This is a genomic window from Marinobacter segnicrescens, assembly GCF_900111555.1.
GTDB lineage: Bacteria > Pseudomonadota > Gammaproteobacteria > Pseudomonadales > Oleiphilaceae > Marinobacter > Marinobacter segnicrescens.
The window spans coordinates 105,777-121,762 of sequence record NZ_FOHZ01000003.1 but is presented as its reverse complement, the minus strand read 5'-3'; the positions used below and the strand labels follow the sequence as shown (position 1 = coordinate 121,762).

The following is a 15,986-nucleotide window of genomic DNA, read 5'->3' as shown; positions in this document are numbered from 1 at the left end:
CGCCGGCGCACGACAACAGGAATTCGATGTGGACAAATTACTGATCCGGGGTCGTAAGCCGCTCAATGGCGAGATCCGTATTTCCGGTGCCAAGAACTCGGCACTGCCGATCCTTGCCGCCACACTGCTGGCCGACGAGCCGGTAACCGTAGGCAACCTGCCTCACCTGAACGACATTACCACCATGATCGAGCTGCTGGGCCGCATGGGTATCGAGGTGATGATCGACGAGAAGATGAGCGTGCAGGTGAACGCCGGTACCCTCAAGGAAACCGTCGCCCCCTATGAGCTGGTCAAGACCATGCGGGCATCCATCCTTGTATTGGGGCCGCTGGTGGCTCATTTCGGTTCTGCCGAAGTATCCTTGCCTGGCGGTTGTGCCATTGGCAGCCGACCGGTCAACCTGCATATCCACGGCCTTGAGCAGATGGGCGCCGAAGTGCGGGTTGAGAACGGCTACATCCACGCGAAATCCAACGGTCGTCTGAAGGGTGCCCATATCTTCCTGGATACTGTGACGGTGACTGGCACCGAGAACCTGATGATGGCGGCGGCCCTGGCGGATGGCGTCACTATTCTGGAAAACGCTGCCCGTGAGCCGGAGGTAGTGGACCTGGCCGAGTGCCTGATTGCCATGGGAGCAGACATCCGAGGATACGGTACCGCCACGATCGAAATCCATGGGGTGGAACGTCTCCATGGCTGCCATTACGACGTACTGCCTGATCGCGTGGAAACCGGTACCTACCTGGTGGCGGCGGCGGCAACTGGTGGCCGGGTACGGCTGAAAGACACCCGGGAAGACCTGCTCGAAGCGGTATTGCTCAAGCTTGAGGAAGCTGGTGCCCATATCAGTACCGGTAAGGACTGGATCGAGCTGGATATGAAAGGCAACCGACCCAAGGCCGTTTCCCTGCGGACCGCGCCTTATCCGGCTTTCCCCACCGATATGCAGGCCCAGTTCGCCGCCATGAACACGGTGGCGGAAGGTACCGGTACGATTGTTGAGACGGTGTTCGAGAACCGCTTCATGCACATCCAGGAGCTGAGCCGGATGGGCGCAGATATTACCCTCGAGGGTAACGCAGCCATCATCAAGGGGGTGCCCCACCTGACCGGCGCGCCAGTCATGGCGACAGACCTGCGTGCCTCGGCCAGCCTGGTCATTGCCGGCCTGGTGGCCGACGGCGATACCATCGTGGATCGCATCTACCATATCGACCGGGGCTATGAGTGTATTGAAGAGAAGCTCCAGTTGCTGGGCGCGAGTATCCGCCGCATACCGGGGTGAGACGGGCGGCCAAGACATTCGAACCGGACGGATTACCGATGACCGAGACTTCGATTACCATTGCGCTCTCGAAGGGGCGCATACTCGACGAGACCATTCCGTTGTTGCGGGAAGCTGGAATCGAGTTCGTGGACGATATCAGTAAGTCCCGCAAGCTTGTGTTCCCATCCACCGACCCCAATGTACGTTTGCTGATTATCCGCGCGACGGACGTTCCTGCCTACGTCCAGTATGGTGGTGCCGACCTGGGTGTGACCGGCAAGGACGTGCTGATGGAGCACGGGGGTGAGGGGCTCTATGAGCCACTTGACCTGAATATTTCCCGCTGCCGGCTGATGACCGCCGGGGTCAAGGGACAGCCGGCCCCCCAGGGGCGCTTGCGGGTGGCCACCAAGTTCGTGAACCTGGCGCGTCGTTACTACGCGGCCCAGGGACGCCAGGCGGATATCATCAAGCTCTATGGGGCGATGGAGCTGGCGCCGATCCTGGGATTGGCCGATGAGATCGTGGATATTGTGGATACTGGTAATACGCTGAAGGCCAACGGGCTGGAGGCGCGGGACCTGATCGAGAACATCAGTACCCGCCTGATAGCCAACCGGGCGTCCATGAAGATGAAGCACGCCCTGTTGCAGCCCATTATCGAGAAGATGGGGCAGGCTGTAGAGGCTCGCCGGGCTGTTGAAGCCTGAGGTTCCCGTTTACTGACACTTTGTGTTGCTTCCAGGTGATTGTTATGACCGACGTTTCGATGACCCGATTGTCTGCTTCCGATGCAGGTTTTGATGATGCGCTGTCCCGCCTCCTGGCATGGGAAGACAGTGTCGACCATCAGGTGAACGAGTCGGTCCGTCATATTCTCGGTGAGGTGAAGCTGCGGGGCGACCAGGCGGTGCTGGAGTTTACCGCGAAGTTTGATCAGCTCGAAGTGGCGTCCATGGCCGAGCTGGAGATGTCCATCACCCGTATGGAGCAGGCCCTGGAGCGGATTCCGGCGGAGCAGCGGGAAGCCCTGGAGGCGGCGGCTGGGCGAATCCGGGATTACCACCAGCGTCAGAAGCAGGATTCCTGGCAGTATGAGGACGTCGACGGCACGGTGCTGGGGCAGAAGGTGACGCCACTGGACCGGGTCGGCATCTACGTGCCCGGCGGCAAGGCGGCCTATCCCTCTTCGGTGCTGATGAACGCTATTCCCGCCAAGGTGGCAGGGGTATCGGAAGTGGTTATGGTGGTGCCCACACCGGCCGGTGTGGTCAACGACATGGTACTGGCGGCTGCGGTGATTGCCGGGGTTGACCGTGTATTTACCCTGGGTGGGGCGCAGGCTGTCGGTGCGCTGGCTTACGGTACCGAGACAGTACCCGCGGTGGACAAGATCGTGGGTCCGGGAAACATCTTCGTTGCCACTGCCAAGCGTGAGGTGTTCGGTACCGTGGGTATCGATATGATTGCCGGCCCTTCCGAGATCCTGGTGATCTGTGACGGCAAGACCGATCCCGACTGGATTGCCATGGACCTGTTCTCACAGGCGGAGCACGACGAGCAGGCCCAGTCGATTCTGATCAGCCCGGATGGTGCGTTCCTGGACGCAGTGGAAGCAAGTATCCGCAAGCTGCTGCCCACCATGGAGCGGGCCGATATCATTGCCCGTTCATTGTCTGATCGGGGCGCGCTGATCAAGGTAAGGGACCTGGAGGAGGCGGCGAAGGTCTCCAACCGGATTGCACCGGAGCACCTGGAGCTATCCGTTGAAGAGCCCCGGTCGCTGGTGGAGAAGATCCGTCATGCGGGAGCGATCTTCATGGGTCGCTATACCGCTGAAGCTCTCGGGGACTACTGTGCCGGCCCCAACCATGTGCTGCCGACTTCCGGTACCGCCCGGTTTTCATCGCCACTGGGCGTTTATGATTTCCAGAAACGCTCGTCGCTGATTGGCTTTTCGGCCGCCGGTGCTGACCGGATGGGGCGTGTTGCCTCCGTTCTGTCCCGTGGTGAAGGGCTGACCGCCCACGCCCGTTCCGCCGAGTACCGCATCAGGGACGAGGGCTGAGGAGCGACCATGAGCAAGTTCTGGAGTTCCCTGGTCAGTCAGCTCAAGCCGTACGTTCCGGGTGAACAGCCGAAGATGGAACGGCTGGTGAAGCTCAACACCAATGAGAATCCCTACGGTCCCTCGCCCCGGGTGCTGGAGGCGATCCGGGCGCAGCTGGATGAGCGCCTGCGCCTGTATCCGGACCCGGAGAGCGAGCAGTTGTGCTCCGTGATTGCCACCTGTTACGGGGTATCACCGGAGCAGGTGTTCGTCGGTAATGGATCCGACGAGGTGCTGGCCCATATTTTCCAGGGCCTGCTGAAGCAGGATCGACCGATTCTGTTTCCTGACATTACTTATAGCTTCTATCCGGTCTACTGCGGACTGTACGGCGTGGAAAGCCAGCTGGTGCCGCTGACGGGCGATTTTGAGATCGATCCGCAGGACTACCTGGTGCCCAATGGTGGCATTATCTTCCCAAACCCTAACGCACCTACTGGCCGGGCACTGCCATTGGTGGAGGTTGAACGGATCGTGGCAGGTAACCCTGACAGTGTCGTGGTGGTAGACGAGGCCTACGTGGATTTTGGCGCCGAGTCGGCGGTCACACTGGTGGACCGTTACCCGAACCTGCTGGTAAGCCAGACCCTGTCCAAGGCTCGCTCCCTGGCCGGGCTGCGCGTTGGCCTGGCAATAGGTCACCGGGATCTTGTCGAGGCCCTGAATCGCGTCAAGAACAGCTTCAACTCCTATCCCCTGGACCGCCTGGCCCAGGCGGGAGCGGTTGCGGCGTTTGAGGATGAAGCCTGGTTTAACGAAACCCGACAGCGGGTAATGGATGAGCGGGCGCGGGTTACCTTGGCCATGACTGCCATGGGTTTCGAGGTTTTGCCTTCCTCGGCAAACTTCATCTTCGCTCGCCACGCCAGCCAGAAGGGCGCGGACCTGGCGCTCCGTCTCCGCGAGCGGGGCATCATCGTTCGCCATTTCGACAAGCCAAGAATTGATGACTTCCTGAGAATTACCATTGGTACCGCCGAACAGAACGATGAATTGTTGCAGGCCCTGAAAGGTCTGGTGAACTGAGCGTCAGCGGGCGTTCACTGCATGGTCACAGCTCACCGACGGGAGGATTTCATGGCGACACGAAGCGATATCCTGAAAACCCTGGACAACTGGCTGACGCCGGAGAACTTCCAGGATTACTGTCCCAACGGGCTCCAGGTAGAAGGCAGTGAGCAGGTCAGTCGCCTGGTGACCGGCGTAACCGCTTCACAGGCTTTGATTGATGCCGCGGTGGACGCTGGTGCAGACATGGTCCTGGTACATCATGGTTATTTCTGGAAAGGTGAACCCCAGCCCCTCACCGGTATGAAAAAAGCCCGTATCAAGACCCTGCTTGACCACGATGTCAACCTGGTCGCCTACCACCTCCCCCTGGACGATCATCCGGACTACGGGAACAACCGGCAGTTGGCGGATGTGCTTGGTATTGCTGACCCGAGGCCGCTTTCGGGGCTTCTGTGGGAGGGGCAGTTGCCGCAGGCTATGTCGGCAGAGGTATTTGCCAGGCACCTTGAAGAGAGGCTGGAACGAAGGCCGCTCCATGTAGGTGCAGGTCCGGAAGTGATACGGCGCGTCGCCTGGTGCACCGGGGCGGCTCAGGGTTACCTTCCGTTGGCGGTAGAGGCTGGCGTTGATGCCTATATTAGTGGCGAAGCCTCGGAGCCGACGACCCACACGGCGCGGGAATGTGGCATCCACTACTTTGGCGCTGGTCACCATGCCACTGAGCGCTACGGTGTGCAGGCGATCGGAGAGGCGCTGGCCAGGGAGTTCGGGATAGAGCACCAGTTTATCGACTGCGACAACCCGGTATAGGTTTCAGGCAAGCTGGCGGCTCCTCAGTCGTGAAGAGCCGCGCAGGCTGGCATCAGGCCTTTGCCTTTTCTTCATCGGTGAGGCCGTAGCCTTCCGCCAGGGTGCCTTTCTCTTCCGGATCCTTTTTCGGGGCATAGTCCCGCGGGGGTTCCGCTACATCGCCTGACTCGGCGCTGGTGTCTGTCAGACGGGCTCGGCGCTTCTCCTGCTCCAGTTCTTCCAGCCATTCGTCGTCGTTGGCCAGGCGGTTGGCACCACGGGCCATATGGTGGTTTACATCCCGGAAAGCATCGTTGAACCGGCGTAGCAGGTGAGCCGACTCCATGAAGTGCTCGTTCACCTGGGCCTGGTAGCGGGTGTATTCGTTGCGCAGTTCTTCAATCTGTTGCTCGGCACGGCGCTGGCGCAGGGTGGAACCCTGGCTGGAACGGCCAATCAGCAGACCGATGATCAGTCCTGCGGCGAGAGCGGCAACGGCGGCCAGAATCAGGTTTGTCATAGAGTGCTCGTCCTGTTGGAAGTCCTTATGAAAAAGAGTATACCCGTTTAGCACCGGGCCTGCCCATGGGCTGGTGTCCCTGCGAAAGTCTTAATGCCGTCGCGCTCCGTAAAATGGCGGCAACTCCGTAAATCTGCGACAATACCGCGCCGATTTTTCATCCCGATACCTGATCCTGAAAGGGGAAGGCTCTGAATGACACCCTGGGAACGATACCAGCAAGACCTTGAGCGACCGGATTTTGAACGGGATCCGGCGCAGGAAGACGCCGTAAGACGGCTGCAGTCTCTGTACGAGCGACTGGTGGAAGCGGAAAACGAGCGCGCCAGGCCACTGAAGAAGTTTTCCCTGAAAGTCCGTAAAAAGCGGGAAGAGCCGGTCAAGGGCCTCTATTTCTGGGGAGGCGTCGGCCGTGGCAAGACCTATCTCATGGATACCTTCTATGAGTCGCTGCCCTTCGAACGCAAGATGCGGGTCCACTTTCACCGTTTCATGCAACGGGTCCATAATGAACTGAAGCAGCTGAAGGGGGAGAAGAACCCCCTTGAGAAGGTCGCCGCCCGCTTTGCCGATGAGGCCCGGGTAATCTGTTTTGATGAGTTCTTCGTGTCCGACATCGGCGACGCGATGATCCTGGCTACCCTGATGGACGGACTGTTCAGTCGGGGGGTCTCGCTAGTGTGCACTTCCAATATCCAGCCGGACGGTCTCTACAGGGATGGCCTGCAGCGCGCCCGCTTCCTGCCTGCCATTGACCTGGTAAAGAAGTACACCGACGTGGTCAATGTGGATGGTGGCGTGGATTACCGTCTGCGGACCCTTGAACAGGCAGAGCTTTACCACTCGCCACTGGACGAGCAGGCGGATATCAGCCTCAGGCGGAGCTTTGACAGCCTGGCGGTGGAGGCTGCCAGCCACTCCCTTAACCTGAAAGTGAATGGCCGCAAGTTGCAGGCCAGGGCCCATGCCGATGATGTGGTCTGGTTTGAGTTCCGGGAGCTGTGTGATGGCCCCCGAAGCCAGAATGACTACATCGAGCTGGCCCGGGAGTTCCAGACCATCATAGTGTCGAATGTGCCGGTTTTGGGTCGTGACAAGGACGACCAGGCCCGTCGCTTCATCAATATGATTGACGAGTTCTACGACCGCAACGTCAAGGTGATCATTTCCGCGGAAGCGCCGATCACCGACCTCTATGCCGGCGGTCGCCTGGGCTTTGAGTTTGAGAGGACCGAGTCCCGGCTGCTGGAAATGCAGTCACGGGAGTACCTGGGGGCTCCGCACAAGGCCTGACGTCAGGGCGCCTTTTCAGTTGGCCGATGTTGTATCCGGTGATGTTTGATAGTCAGGCTGGAGGTGCTCTTCCGGGGCTATTGCCAGCTCCAGAAGGCCCTCGATGTTGTCCCGGTGGACGATGATGTCCCGGTACTTCTGGTCGTACCACACCAGGTTGTTGTACCGGATCATGCTGCGAATTTCCCGGATGTATTCCTCGCCTCGTTCCGAGTAGCTGCCCAGACCGGCGGCCAGTTGCACACCGGTGGGATGCTCACCCTTCTCACGAATGGTGGCTCGCAGGTCCCGAAGCGCCCTGTAGCCGGGATGTCGGTTCAGGTTCTGCACGTAGGCCCGCACTGAGTGGTAGGCAGAGCGAAAACTCGCAACTTCGTGGCTGGCTCCTTCAGGGCGGTTGAGCGGCACCAGGCCGCAGCCACGGGAGAAACACCACTGGCCGAAAAGGTTGTTGCCCTGCCGGGCAAAGCGGGAGGTACCCCAGGCCGATTCGTTTGCGGCCTGGGCGAGTACCAGTGAAGGCGGGACGGTATCCAGCCGTCTCAACAGCAAACGGAACATCTCATCACTACCATTGTCTTCGTCCACCCGCAGTCGTTCGGCCTGGGCTGCGAGCCAGTCCCTGTCGGCATCATCAAGTGACTCCTTGGCCTGAAGTGCCTGAAGATGCTGACGTTCCAGCAATATCCGGCTGTTAACCAGCACGGTACGGCTATAGAGGTAGGAGAAGAAGGCGGCCTTTTTCTCGGTGACATCCTGGTAGAGGTCGAAGTTGGGCAGGGGTTCAAGAATCCAGTCCGGCAGGTCTGGCAAGGAGGCTAGCTCGATATCGTCGTCCGGAGCGGTGCGGTCCAGGGGAGGGGGAGAGTACAGTGTGCCCCAGAGCGCTACCGCCGCCAGGGGCACAAACAACATCAGACTTCTCAAACCTGCAGACATTCGAATCCTCGCAGCTGGTTCCGGTAATCGGGAGTGTACCAGTGACTACGAGGATAATTCTGTTCAGGTTTGTATCAGAAGAAAATCTTGATGCCAGCCAGGACGCCTTCATCCAGGTTGATATCACCGTTGCTGTTATCCAGGTCGGTGTTAATGTACCGGTAACCGGCAAAGACATCCGCGTTGCGGATAACGCGATAGCTGGCACGAAGTTCCAGGTTCGTCAGGTCATCGGAGTCGCCAAACGACAGGATGCTGGGCGCATAGTGAGCGCTGCCGGTGAAGGACAGGCCCGGAACGTTGGGGATATTCACGGTGGCAAAGCCGCCGATACCCACCGCGCCGCCATCCAGGTCATCGTCGTCGTCCCACGCAAGGCCGCGGAAACCGATGCCGGCTGTTGTGGGCAGATTGCCCAACGCCGTGCGCCCCTGGGCGTGGAAGTCGCCGTTGATCAGGTGGCGGCTGCCTTCATGATAGGTATAGCCTGCGCCTGCCTGGATGTCCGAGCGGGCGTCAAAGAAATTCATCTGACCCTTTACGGACTCATTGGTCAGGCTGAAGTCTGCATCGGCGGCAATGGCTGGCGCTGCCACCAGGGAGAGGGCGACAGGCAGGGCAATGGCAGAAGTCCTGAACAGCATGATGGGATACCTCTGAAAGTTGGTTGTATCATTCTTCTCGGATCACGTCAGTTACGCTTCCGCATACTACCGACGGTGCTGGTGGTGCTCAACTTAAACTCCGTTCAGCCGGCGGACGATTCAGTGGGGCTTGTCTGAGCCCTGCTGTTGCAGTGAGTCCAGCAGATCGTCTTCCGATACCGGCTGCTGGGAGGGGATACGGTAGTCTTCGCTGGCCCAGGCGCCGAGGTCGATCAGGCGGCAACGGTCGGAGCAGAACGGACGATGAGGGTTCTTGTCGTTCCACTCAACGGGTTTCTTGCAGGTGGGGCAATCTACTTGCATCAGGTTTCTCGCGCGGTTTCCGGTTTGTGTTCCGCGCAGTATTGTTCCAGAACTGCCCTCAGCATGTCGATGTTAACCGGCTTGGCCACGAAGATGTCCATGCCTGCCTGGCGGCTGTGCTCTTCGTCCTGCTCCATGGCGCTGGCTGTCAGGGCGACCACCGGTGTGTGCTCCGCTCCGCTCCGGGCTTCCTGTGCCCGTAACTGCCGCGTGGCTTCGTAGCCATCAAGCCGGGGCATCATGCAGTCCATGAAGATCAGGTCGAAGCTGCCTTGCTGCCAGGCCTCCAGGGCCTGTTGGCCATCGGTCGCAGTGGTTACCTGGCAACCCAGTTTTTCCAGTAATCGTTGTGTCAGCGCCCGGTTAACCGGGTTGTCCTCGGCCAGCAAGACCTGCATCGGGCCGCAGGGTAGCGGAGCTGGCACGGGCAGGGGCGGCATCGGTTTCTGCAACGAGAAGCGGGTCAGGAAGCGGCGATCACCCTGATCCGCATCCTCGAATAACTGGTTAAGCATGGGCGCCAGCCGGGATTCTCGCAGCGCCTTGCTGAGGAAGGCGTCAGCCCCGGCTTCCCGGAAATGTTCGCCATCGCCCCGCTGGGGGTTGGCGGAGAGGACAAAGATTCGGGTGTCCTGCCATGCCGGGTTCTCGCGGATCTTGCGGCAAAGGAGATCGCTCTCCATGTCCGGGACAAAGCCGTCCAGTATGACGGCGTCAAAGGGCGTGCCAGCTTCGCCGGCGGTGGTCAGGGTGGCCAGTACCTCAGCGCCGGAGCGTACAGCTTCGATATCGACCTCCAGCCGCGCGAGCATCTCCAGGGTGATTTTCCTGGACAGCGCATAGGAATCAACCACCAGGATACGGCGCCCCCGGACATGGCCAAGGCTGGTACGGCTTCTGGGGGCGTCCTGGCTGGCTTCCGCCAGGGACAGTTCTGCCCAGAAGGTTGAACCCTCGCCGGGGGTGCTTTCCACGTCCAGGTGGCCATCCATCAGGCTGACAAGTTGCCGGCAAATGGTCAGCCCGAGGCCGGCACCTGGCAACTGGCGCCGGGCCCGGACGTCGAACTGGACATAGGGCTCGAAAATCAGTGGCAGGTTTTCCGCGCTGATCCCGGTGCCGGTATCCTCCACCGACAACCGCACCTGGGATCGGCCACCCTTGCGCCCAAGCACTTCCGCACTGATCAGGACGTGGCCTGAATCGGTATAGATGATGGCGTTCGACGTCAGGTTGAGCAGTATCTGCCGAATGCGGATCGGGTCTCCCACGACTTGGGCGGGGAGGCTGTCATCCACTCTCAGCTCCAGCGCCAGGCCCTTTTCCCGCGCCCTGGGACCAAGCATGCTGATCAGGTCATGGAGGGTTTCGCGCAGATCGAACGGGATTTCATCCAGCTCAAGTTTGCCGGCCTCGATGCTGGAAATATCGAGCAAATCGTTAATGATGGCAGACAGGCCTTCTGCCGCGTTCAGCAGGGTGTCAACGTAATCCCTCTGCTCCTGGTCCATTCGCGTGTCCTGCAACAGACTGCCATAGCCCAGCACCGATTGCAGGGGTATCCGCAACTCGTGACTCAGGTTGGCCAGGAAGAGGTTCTTGGCGTGGTTGGCGCGAACCGCCTCGTCCCGCTCGTCCATGGATTGTCGGCTGGCCTGGCGCAGGTCCCGGGTTTCCTCGAGAAGGCGTTCCCGCATCTGGTTCAGGGCCTGTTCCATCTCGCTGAGCTCGTCCGGTCGTGACGGTGGCCTACGTTGCAGGCGCAGGGGTTCGATCAGGGCATCCAGGTTGAGCCGGGTGGTATAGGCGGCCATGGCCTCCAGGTGGCGGGACAGCATGAAGCGCACAATAACCAGCAGGCCAAGGGTGCCCAGCATGACCACGATGGACTGGAACAGCAGCAGGGTGAGCGCCCGGTCCCGTACCGCAGTCTGGACCTGGTCGGATGATGAGGTCAGCACGAGCCGGCCGTGCATATTCCGGCCCATCGTGACCACCCATTCCGTTTGAACGTGACCGCCTGTTCCGGGCGATCGTGACCGCTCATTCCGTTTTATCGTGACCGATTTCGGGTCGTTTTCCGGAATCGCCGGTCACGATGCCGGAATCATCGGTCACGTTCCTCCGGAATCACTGCCAAAGCGCTGGAATTCTTCAATTTTATCCGGCATACCACTTCCTTTTTCATCACGAGGAAGGGCGGATGCCGGCAGCGAGGATTTCCATGCGACAAATCATCGAGGTCTTGCGCCTCAAGTACGAAGCGGGCCTGAGCCATGACCGCATTGCCCGCGCCTGTGGCCTTTCCAAGGGTGTGGTCGGTAAATACGTCAGCCTGGCCACCGCTCAAGGCATCACCTGGCCGTTGCCGGAAGGCACGGACGAAGCGCGGCTGGAAGCCCAGCTGTTCCCGGCCAAAACGCCGCCTTCACGCTTTGCCGAGCCCGACTACTTCCAGGTCCATCAGGAGCTGAAGACCAAGGGCGTCACCCTGCAACTGCTGTGGGCCGAGTACGTGGAGCGCCACGGCGATAAGGCCCGCCGGTACAGCCAGTTCTGCCACCACTACCGGCTCTGGCGCGGCCGGCAGCGGCGCGGCATGCGCCAGGTCCATCGGGCCGGTGAGAAGATCTTTATCGACTACTGCGGTCCCACGGTTCCCGTGGTGGATCGTAGCACCGGCGAGATGCGCAAGGCCCAGGTCTTTGTGGCCGTGCTGGGCGCGTCCAGTTACACCTTCGCCGAGGCCACCTGGAGCCAGTCCCTGCCGGACTGGATCGCCTCTCACCAGCGGATGCTGGCGTTCTATGGTGGCGTGCCGGAACTGCTGGTTCCGGACAACCTCAAGGCAGCGGTCACCAAGGCAGACCGATACACGCCCCAGATCAACGAGACCTACGCGGAGCTGGCCGCCCATTACCAGACGGCGGTATTACCGGCACGCCCCTACAAGCCCAAGGACAAAGCGAAGGCCGAAGCCGCTGTGCTGCTGGTTGAGCGCTGGATCCTGGCCCGGTTACGACATCAGACGTTCTTCTCCCTGGCCGAGCTAAATGCAGCCATCACCGGGCTGTTACCGGCCCTAAACAAGCGCCCGTTCCAGGGGCGCTCCGAGAGCCGCCAAAGCCTGTTCGAGGCACTGGACCGACCCGCGCTCAGGCCGCTCCCCGCAACGCCCTACGTCTACGCCGAGTGGCGCAAGGCACGACCGGGCATCGACTACCACATCGAGATCGACAAACGGCTGTACAGCGTGCCTCACGCACTCGTGGGCGTGAAGCTGGATGTTCGGGTGACCGATACGTCCGTGGAGGTGATGCACAAGGGCCAGCGGGTCGCCCTTCATTCCCGTCACGGCAAGGGCCGCTTCGTCACCCTGACCGAGCATATGCCCAAGTCCCATCAGGCCCACCAGAACTGGTCACCGGGCCGCTTCCTGAACTGGGCCACGGACATCGGCCCCGCCACGCTCGACGTGGTGCAGCGCCAGCTCAAGGATCGTCCTCATCCCGAACATGGCTACCGGGCCTGCCTGGGGCTGTTGAACCTGAGTCGACGTTACAGCCGTGATCGGCTGGAGCAAGCCTGTGCCCGGGCGTTGTCCATCAACTCGGCCAGCTACCAGAGCATCACCTCGATCCTGAAGCAGGGTCTGGATCAGTTGCCTCTGCCACTGACCGAGGAAGAACCGGAACTGGCCGATCTGCCCGTTCACACCAACGTTCGCGGCCCCCGCTACTACCACTGATCCCGGAGACACTGATGTTGACTCAAAACACCCTCGATACCCTGCGCCAGCTCAAGCTGACCGGCATGTGCGATGCCCTGGAACAACAACGGGCACAGCCCGACACCCACGACCTGGCGTTCGAGGAACGCCTGGCCTTGCTGATCGACCGGGAGGTGCTACATCGTGAAAATCGACGTCTGGATCGGCTGCTGAAGGCGGCCCGGTTGCGGGTCCCTGCCTGCGTGGAAGACGTCGATTACCGCCACCCGAGAGGGCTGGAGCGCTCCCGTATGGCGGGGCTGGCCAGCTGTGACTGGATCCGCCAATCCCTGAACCTGTGCATCACCGGCCCGACCGGTTGCGGCAAGACCTGGCTGGCCTGCGCCCTGGGCAACCAGGCCTGCCGGCAAGGGCTCTCGGTTCGCTACTTGCGCGTGCCGCGCCTGTTCGAGCAGGTGCGCATCGCCCACGGCGATGGCAGCTACGCACGGTTGATGAACCAGTTGCTGAAAACCGACCTGCTGATCCTGGACGACTGGGGTATGCAGAAGGTCACGGCACAACAACGTCAGGATCTGATGGAGGTGATCGAAGACCGGCACGGGCGAGGCTCAACGCTCATCGCCAGCCAGTTACCAACCGAACACTGGCATGACTACATCGGCTCCGCCACGCTGGCTGACGCCATCATGGACCGGCTCCTGCACGGGGCTCACCGACTCAATCTGAAGGGGGAATCACTGCGAAAAGCAAAAGCACAAAATGCGGAATCGGTTGACCCATCGTGACCGCTCAGAGTACAAAACTGACTCCAGCGTGATGGCCGTGTGCAAAACGGTCACGATCCCCGGAATGACCGGTCACGTTCGCCGGAATACGCACTGTTGGCATTTGTGTTAAACCGCATGGATTGCTTTGCAGACGGTCGCCAGGCTAGTGAATAAATAAATCTGTCCCGGTTTTGCGGTTTTGCGGTTCGCAGGATCCGATCGAAGCCGGTATTATCAGCCTTCGCAGCCTTCGCAGCCTTCGCAGCCTTCGCAGCCTTCGCAGCCTCCTGGAGCCGAAATGGCTTCCCATGTACCGGAATCTGAAGATCCACTCCGTTGATGGGCGGGTCAAAAAATTTCGCCGTCCGGCGGTAGGAAGATCCCCGAACCGGGTTTTTCTACAGCCTCGTTATCTGATTTCACACTGGAGATAATATGAAATTTAGGGCTTCCATCTGTGTGCTGTTTTCGTTGGCTGTTGCCGGCTTAGCCGGCGCAGAACAATCTGTGCCCCAAACTTTCCCGAGCTCCTTCTATGTCGAGGGTTTGGATATTGAGGTTTCACAGGTAGAGGTGGGCTTTGAGGGGCCTTATCCAGTTAATGGGGTCGCAATAAAGGTGAACCGCGGTGAAGATGTCATTCTTGAGGATACTCACGAGATATCTGGTGAATTACGCGGGGCATGGGTAACTGATTTAGATCGGGACCGGAATCCAGAGATTATCGTGTGGAGCCGCGGTCACGGTAGTGGTGGGTATGGAGAGTACAAACTTCTTGAAGTAGAAGGCAATGAGGTTCGGCCTGCAGACTTTCCTCAACTTTCCGACTCGCAACGTGAGGGTTATTCGGGCCACGATCAGATTACGACATCGCCCTCGAACATAATTAGGAAGTTCCAGGCATACCTCCCAAGCGATCCAAACTGTTGTCCTTCCGGTTCAGTTACCGAGATAACCTATGGGTATCGAGATGGCGAAGTAATCATAGAACGTACCCGCAAACTATAAGCGATGTATAACCAGGCGCATTAATACGCGTCTGGCGGCCGCTGGACGCCCTTGACAGGGCGCCGTTGTGCAAGACAAGAAACCGGGACAGATTTATTTTCTAAGACGCAGCAGTTCGCTGCCGATGGCCGCCGGACGCACTTTACGTGGCTCCTTCGTCGCCACTCCAAGGTTGCCGCTGTGCTTCGGCGTTAATCTCTATTGTTGCGTGGTGCGCAACATGCTAGCATTCCCTCATGATTAAATCATTCCGTCACAAAGGACTGAAGCGATTCTACTCGACTGGCAGCACCTCCGGCATTCAGCCTGATCATGCCAGGAAACTGCGCATGCAGCTGGCTGCTCTGGATACGGCGACTTCAGTGGAAGACATGGATATCCCTGGTTTTCGGCTTCATCCACTTAAGGGCAAAGACAAACGCCGGTGGTCGATTAGGGTTAACGGAAATTGGCGCATGACGTTCGAATTTCAGGACGGCAACGCCTACATTCTTGATTATGAGGATTATCACTAATGACTATGCATAATCCGCCGCATCCAGGTGAGTTCATTCGGGAGGTGTACCTGGAGCCTTTCGGTATCAGTTCCCGTCAGCTTGCTTCCAGTCTGGGCGTAGCACCTTCCACTTTGTCTCGCCTGCTTAAAGGAGATAGTGGTATTAGCCCGGAAATGTCTCTGCGGCTATCCAAGGTTCTCGGGCGCACTCCTGAGAGCTGGTTGGCAATGCAGGACATGTACGATCTTTGGGTGGCCCGCAGCACGGTAAATCTGGATGGCATTCATCCCCTGGACTTTGAAGCAGCTTAACCAGTGGCTGTTGGCGGACGCGCCTGCGCTGGCGCTCCGGCACGCGACAAAGTCAAGGCGTTATACCGAAAGGGAGAACTGATGCTCCAAGGAAGTTGCCTGTGTGGCCTAGTTCAATATGAATACAATGGCGAGCTCGGACCGATTGCAATGTGCCACTGCTCGCAGTGTCGTCGCGCGCAAGGTTCTGCATACGCTACCAACAGCCCCATTCTAGCGTCACAATTTCGTATTGTTACTGGCCAGGAACTGGTAAAGGAGTTCGAATCCTCGCCAGGCAAGAAACGGGCATTTTGTCGGGAATGTGGCAGTCCCATCTACAGTAGGTTGGATTCAAAGCCTGATACGTTACGGCTGCGAATTGGTAGTGTGACAACACCGATCGAGGCCAAGCCCAGCTACCACATTTATGCTAACTCAGCGGCTGAATGGTACGAATTCACGGATGGGCTGCCTCGATATGTGCGTAAACCGCTGAAGGTTGCCACCCATTCCACGTGAAGCCTGCCACCCGGACCGGAGCAAGGCTGCCACCCATCGGAGCGTAGCGACGCGGGGTTTCTCTTGTTACTCCGAAGTCTCAGTGCCCGTCAACTTTGTCTGCTGTTTTCGCATGGATTCGCCCCGTAGATTGATCTTGTAGGCGTTGTGAACAAGCCGGTCCAGGATGGCATCTGCCAGAGTGGCGTCGCCGATTACACCATGCCATTCTTCGATGGGTAGTTGGCTGGTGGCAATGGTGGAGCGCCGGCCATGTCGGTCTTCCA

The 15,986-nt window shown here is 59.5% G+C and carries 17 protein-coding genes and 1 pseudogene; 12 read left to right on the top strand and 6 right to left on the bottom strand.

Translation table 11 applies throughout. The features are described 5' to 3' along the window. Positions 1 to 28: 28 nt before the first annotated feature. Genes murA through BM036_RS04775 form a run of 5 tightly spaced genes read left to right on the top strand, consistent with a single transcriptional unit; the run spans position 29 to position 5,204 of the window. Positions 29 to 1,291: a UDP-N-acetylglucosamine 1-carboxyvinyltransferase gene (gene murA / locus BM036_RS04795; protein ID WP_091849101.1), complete on the top strand. Its 1,263-nt coding sequence runs from the start codon at positions 29 to 31 to the stop codon at positions 1,289 to 1,291. A gap of 38 nt (positions 1,292 to 1,329) precedes the next feature. After that, positions 1,330 to 1,983: an ATP phosphoribosyltransferase gene (gene hisG, locus BM036_RS04790; protein ID WP_091849100.1), complete on the top strand. Its 654-nt coding sequence runs from the start codon at positions 1,330 to 1,332 to the stop codon at positions 1,981 to 1,983. A gap of 44 nt (positions 1,984 to 2,027) precedes the next feature. Then, entirely contained in the window at positions 2,028 to 3,341 is a 1,314-nt protein-coding gene (gene hisD, locus BM036_RS04785; protein ID WP_091849099.1) for a histidinol dehydrogenase, read from the top strand. A gap of 9 nt (positions 3,342 to 3,350) precedes the next feature. Next, on the top strand, positions 3,351 to 4,409 hold the full coding sequence (hisC, locus tag BM036_RS04780; protein ID WP_091849098.1) for a histidinol-phosphate transaminase: 1,059 nt from the start codon (positions 3,351 to 3,353) through the stop codon (positions 4,407 to 4,409). Between the two features lie 51 nt (positions 4,410 to 4,460). Continuing rightward, positions 4,461 to 5,204: a Nif3-like dinuclear metal center hexameric protein gene (locus tag BM036_RS04775; protein WP_091849097.1), complete on the top strand. Its 744-nt coding sequence runs from the start codon at positions 4,461 to 4,463 to the stop codon at positions 5,202 to 5,204. 52 nt (positions 5,205 to 5,256) lie between these two features. Here the strand turns inward: BM036_RS04775 and BM036_RS04770 are convergent, their stop codons facing one another. After that, positions 5,257 to 5,703, bottom strand: a complete 447-nt coding sequence (locus tag BM036_RS04770; protein ID WP_091849096.1) for a Z-ring associated ZapG family protein — start codon at positions 5,701 to 5,703, stop codon at positions 5,257 to 5,259. A 195-nt stretch (positions 5,704 to 5,898) separates the two neighbouring features. Between BM036_RS04770 and zapE the strand changes: the two genes are divergently transcribed. Further along, positions 5,899 to 6,996, top strand: coding sequence for a cell division protein ZapE (gene zapE / locus BM036_RS04765; protein WP_091849095.1), 1,098 nt, complete (start codon positions 5,899 to 5,901; stop codon positions 6,994 to 6,996). A 15-nt stretch (positions 6,997 to 7,011) separates the two neighbouring features. Here zapE and BM036_RS04760 read toward each other — a convergent pair whose 3' ends face one another. From BM036_RS04760 to BM036_RS04745, 4 genes are all read right to left on the bottom strand, one after another. Next, positions 7,012 to 7,935, bottom strand: a complete 924-nt coding sequence (locus tag BM036_RS04760) for a glucosaminidase domain-containing protein (RefSeq protein ID WP_091849094.1) — start codon at positions 7,933 to 7,935, stop codon at positions 7,012 to 7,014. Between the two features lie 74 nt (positions 7,936 to 8,009). Continuing rightward, complete coding sequence (locus BM036_RS04755; protein ID WP_091849093.1) at positions 8,010 to 8,579, bottom strand: YfaZ family outer membrane protein; 570 nt, start codon at positions 8,577 to 8,579, stop codon at positions 8,010 to 8,012. Between the two features lie 120 nt (positions 8,580 to 8,699). Beyond that, positions 8,700 to 8,903: a DNA gyrase inhibitor YacG gene (yacG, locus tag BM036_RS04750; protein WP_091849092.1), complete on the bottom strand. Its 204-nt coding sequence runs from the start codon at positions 8,901 to 8,903 to the stop codon at positions 8,700 to 8,702. Further along, a complete protein-coding gene (locus BM036_RS04745; RefSeq protein WP_091849091.1) occupies positions 8,903 to 10,891 on the bottom strand; it encodes a response regulator in 1,989 nt (662 codons plus the stop codon). Before BM036_RS04745 ends, yacG begins: the two co-directional genes overlap by 1 nt. 215 nt (positions 10,892 to 11,106) lie before the next feature. Between BM036_RS04745 and istA the strand changes: the two genes are divergently transcribed. The 6 genes from istA (at position 11,107) to BM036_RS04715 (ending at position 15,720) form a co-directional block, all read left to right on the top strand. Beyond that, the gene (gene istA, locus BM036_RS04740; RefSeq protein ID WP_425434071.1) at positions 11,107 to 12,651 is read left to right on the top strand and encodes an IS21 family transposase; all 1,545 of its coding nucleotides are present in this window, start codon (positions 11,107 to 11,109) and stop codon (positions 12,649 to 12,651) included. A 14-nt stretch (positions 12,652 to 12,665) separates the two neighbouring features. Next, the gene (gene istB, locus BM036_RS04735; protein WP_091849090.1) at positions 12,666 to 13,421 is read left to right on the top strand and encodes an IS21-like element helper ATPase IstB; all 756 of its coding nucleotides are present in this window, start codon (positions 12,666 to 12,668) and stop codon (positions 13,419 to 13,421) included. Positions 13,422 to 13,838: 417 nt separating this feature from the next. Beyond that, complete coding sequence (locus tag BM036_RS04730; protein ID WP_091849089.1) at positions 13,839 to 14,411, top strand: hypothetical protein; 573 nt, start codon at positions 13,839 to 13,841, stop codon at positions 14,409 to 14,411. Positions 14,412 to 14,647: 236 nt separating this feature from the next. Then, the gene (locus BM036_RS04725; protein WP_091849088.1) at positions 14,648 to 14,926 is read left to right on the top strand and encodes a type II toxin-antitoxin system RelE/ParE family toxin; all 279 of its coding nucleotides are present in this window, start codon (positions 14,648 to 14,650) and stop codon (positions 14,924 to 14,926) included. Then, the gene (locus BM036_RS04720; RefSeq protein ID WP_091849087.1) at positions 14,926 to 15,219 is read left to right on the top strand and encodes a HigA family addiction module antitoxin; all 294 of its coding nucleotides are present in this window, start codon (positions 14,926 to 14,928) and stop codon (positions 15,217 to 15,219) included. Before BM036_RS04725 ends, BM036_RS04720 begins: the two co-directional genes overlap by 1 nt. A gap of 81 nt (positions 15,220 to 15,300) precedes the next feature. Beyond that, positions 15,301 to 15,720, top strand: coding sequence for a GFA family protein (locus tag BM036_RS04715; RefSeq protein ID WP_091849086.1), 420 nt, complete (start codon positions 15,301 to 15,303; stop codon positions 15,718 to 15,720). A gap of 66 nt (positions 15,721 to 15,786) precedes the next feature. Here the strand turns inward: BM036_RS04715 and istB (BM036_RS04710) are convergent. Further along, positions 15,787 to 15,986, bottom strand: a pseudogene (gene istB, locus BM036_RS04710) (IS21-like element ISSpu5 family helper ATPase IstB); the annotation flags it as partial.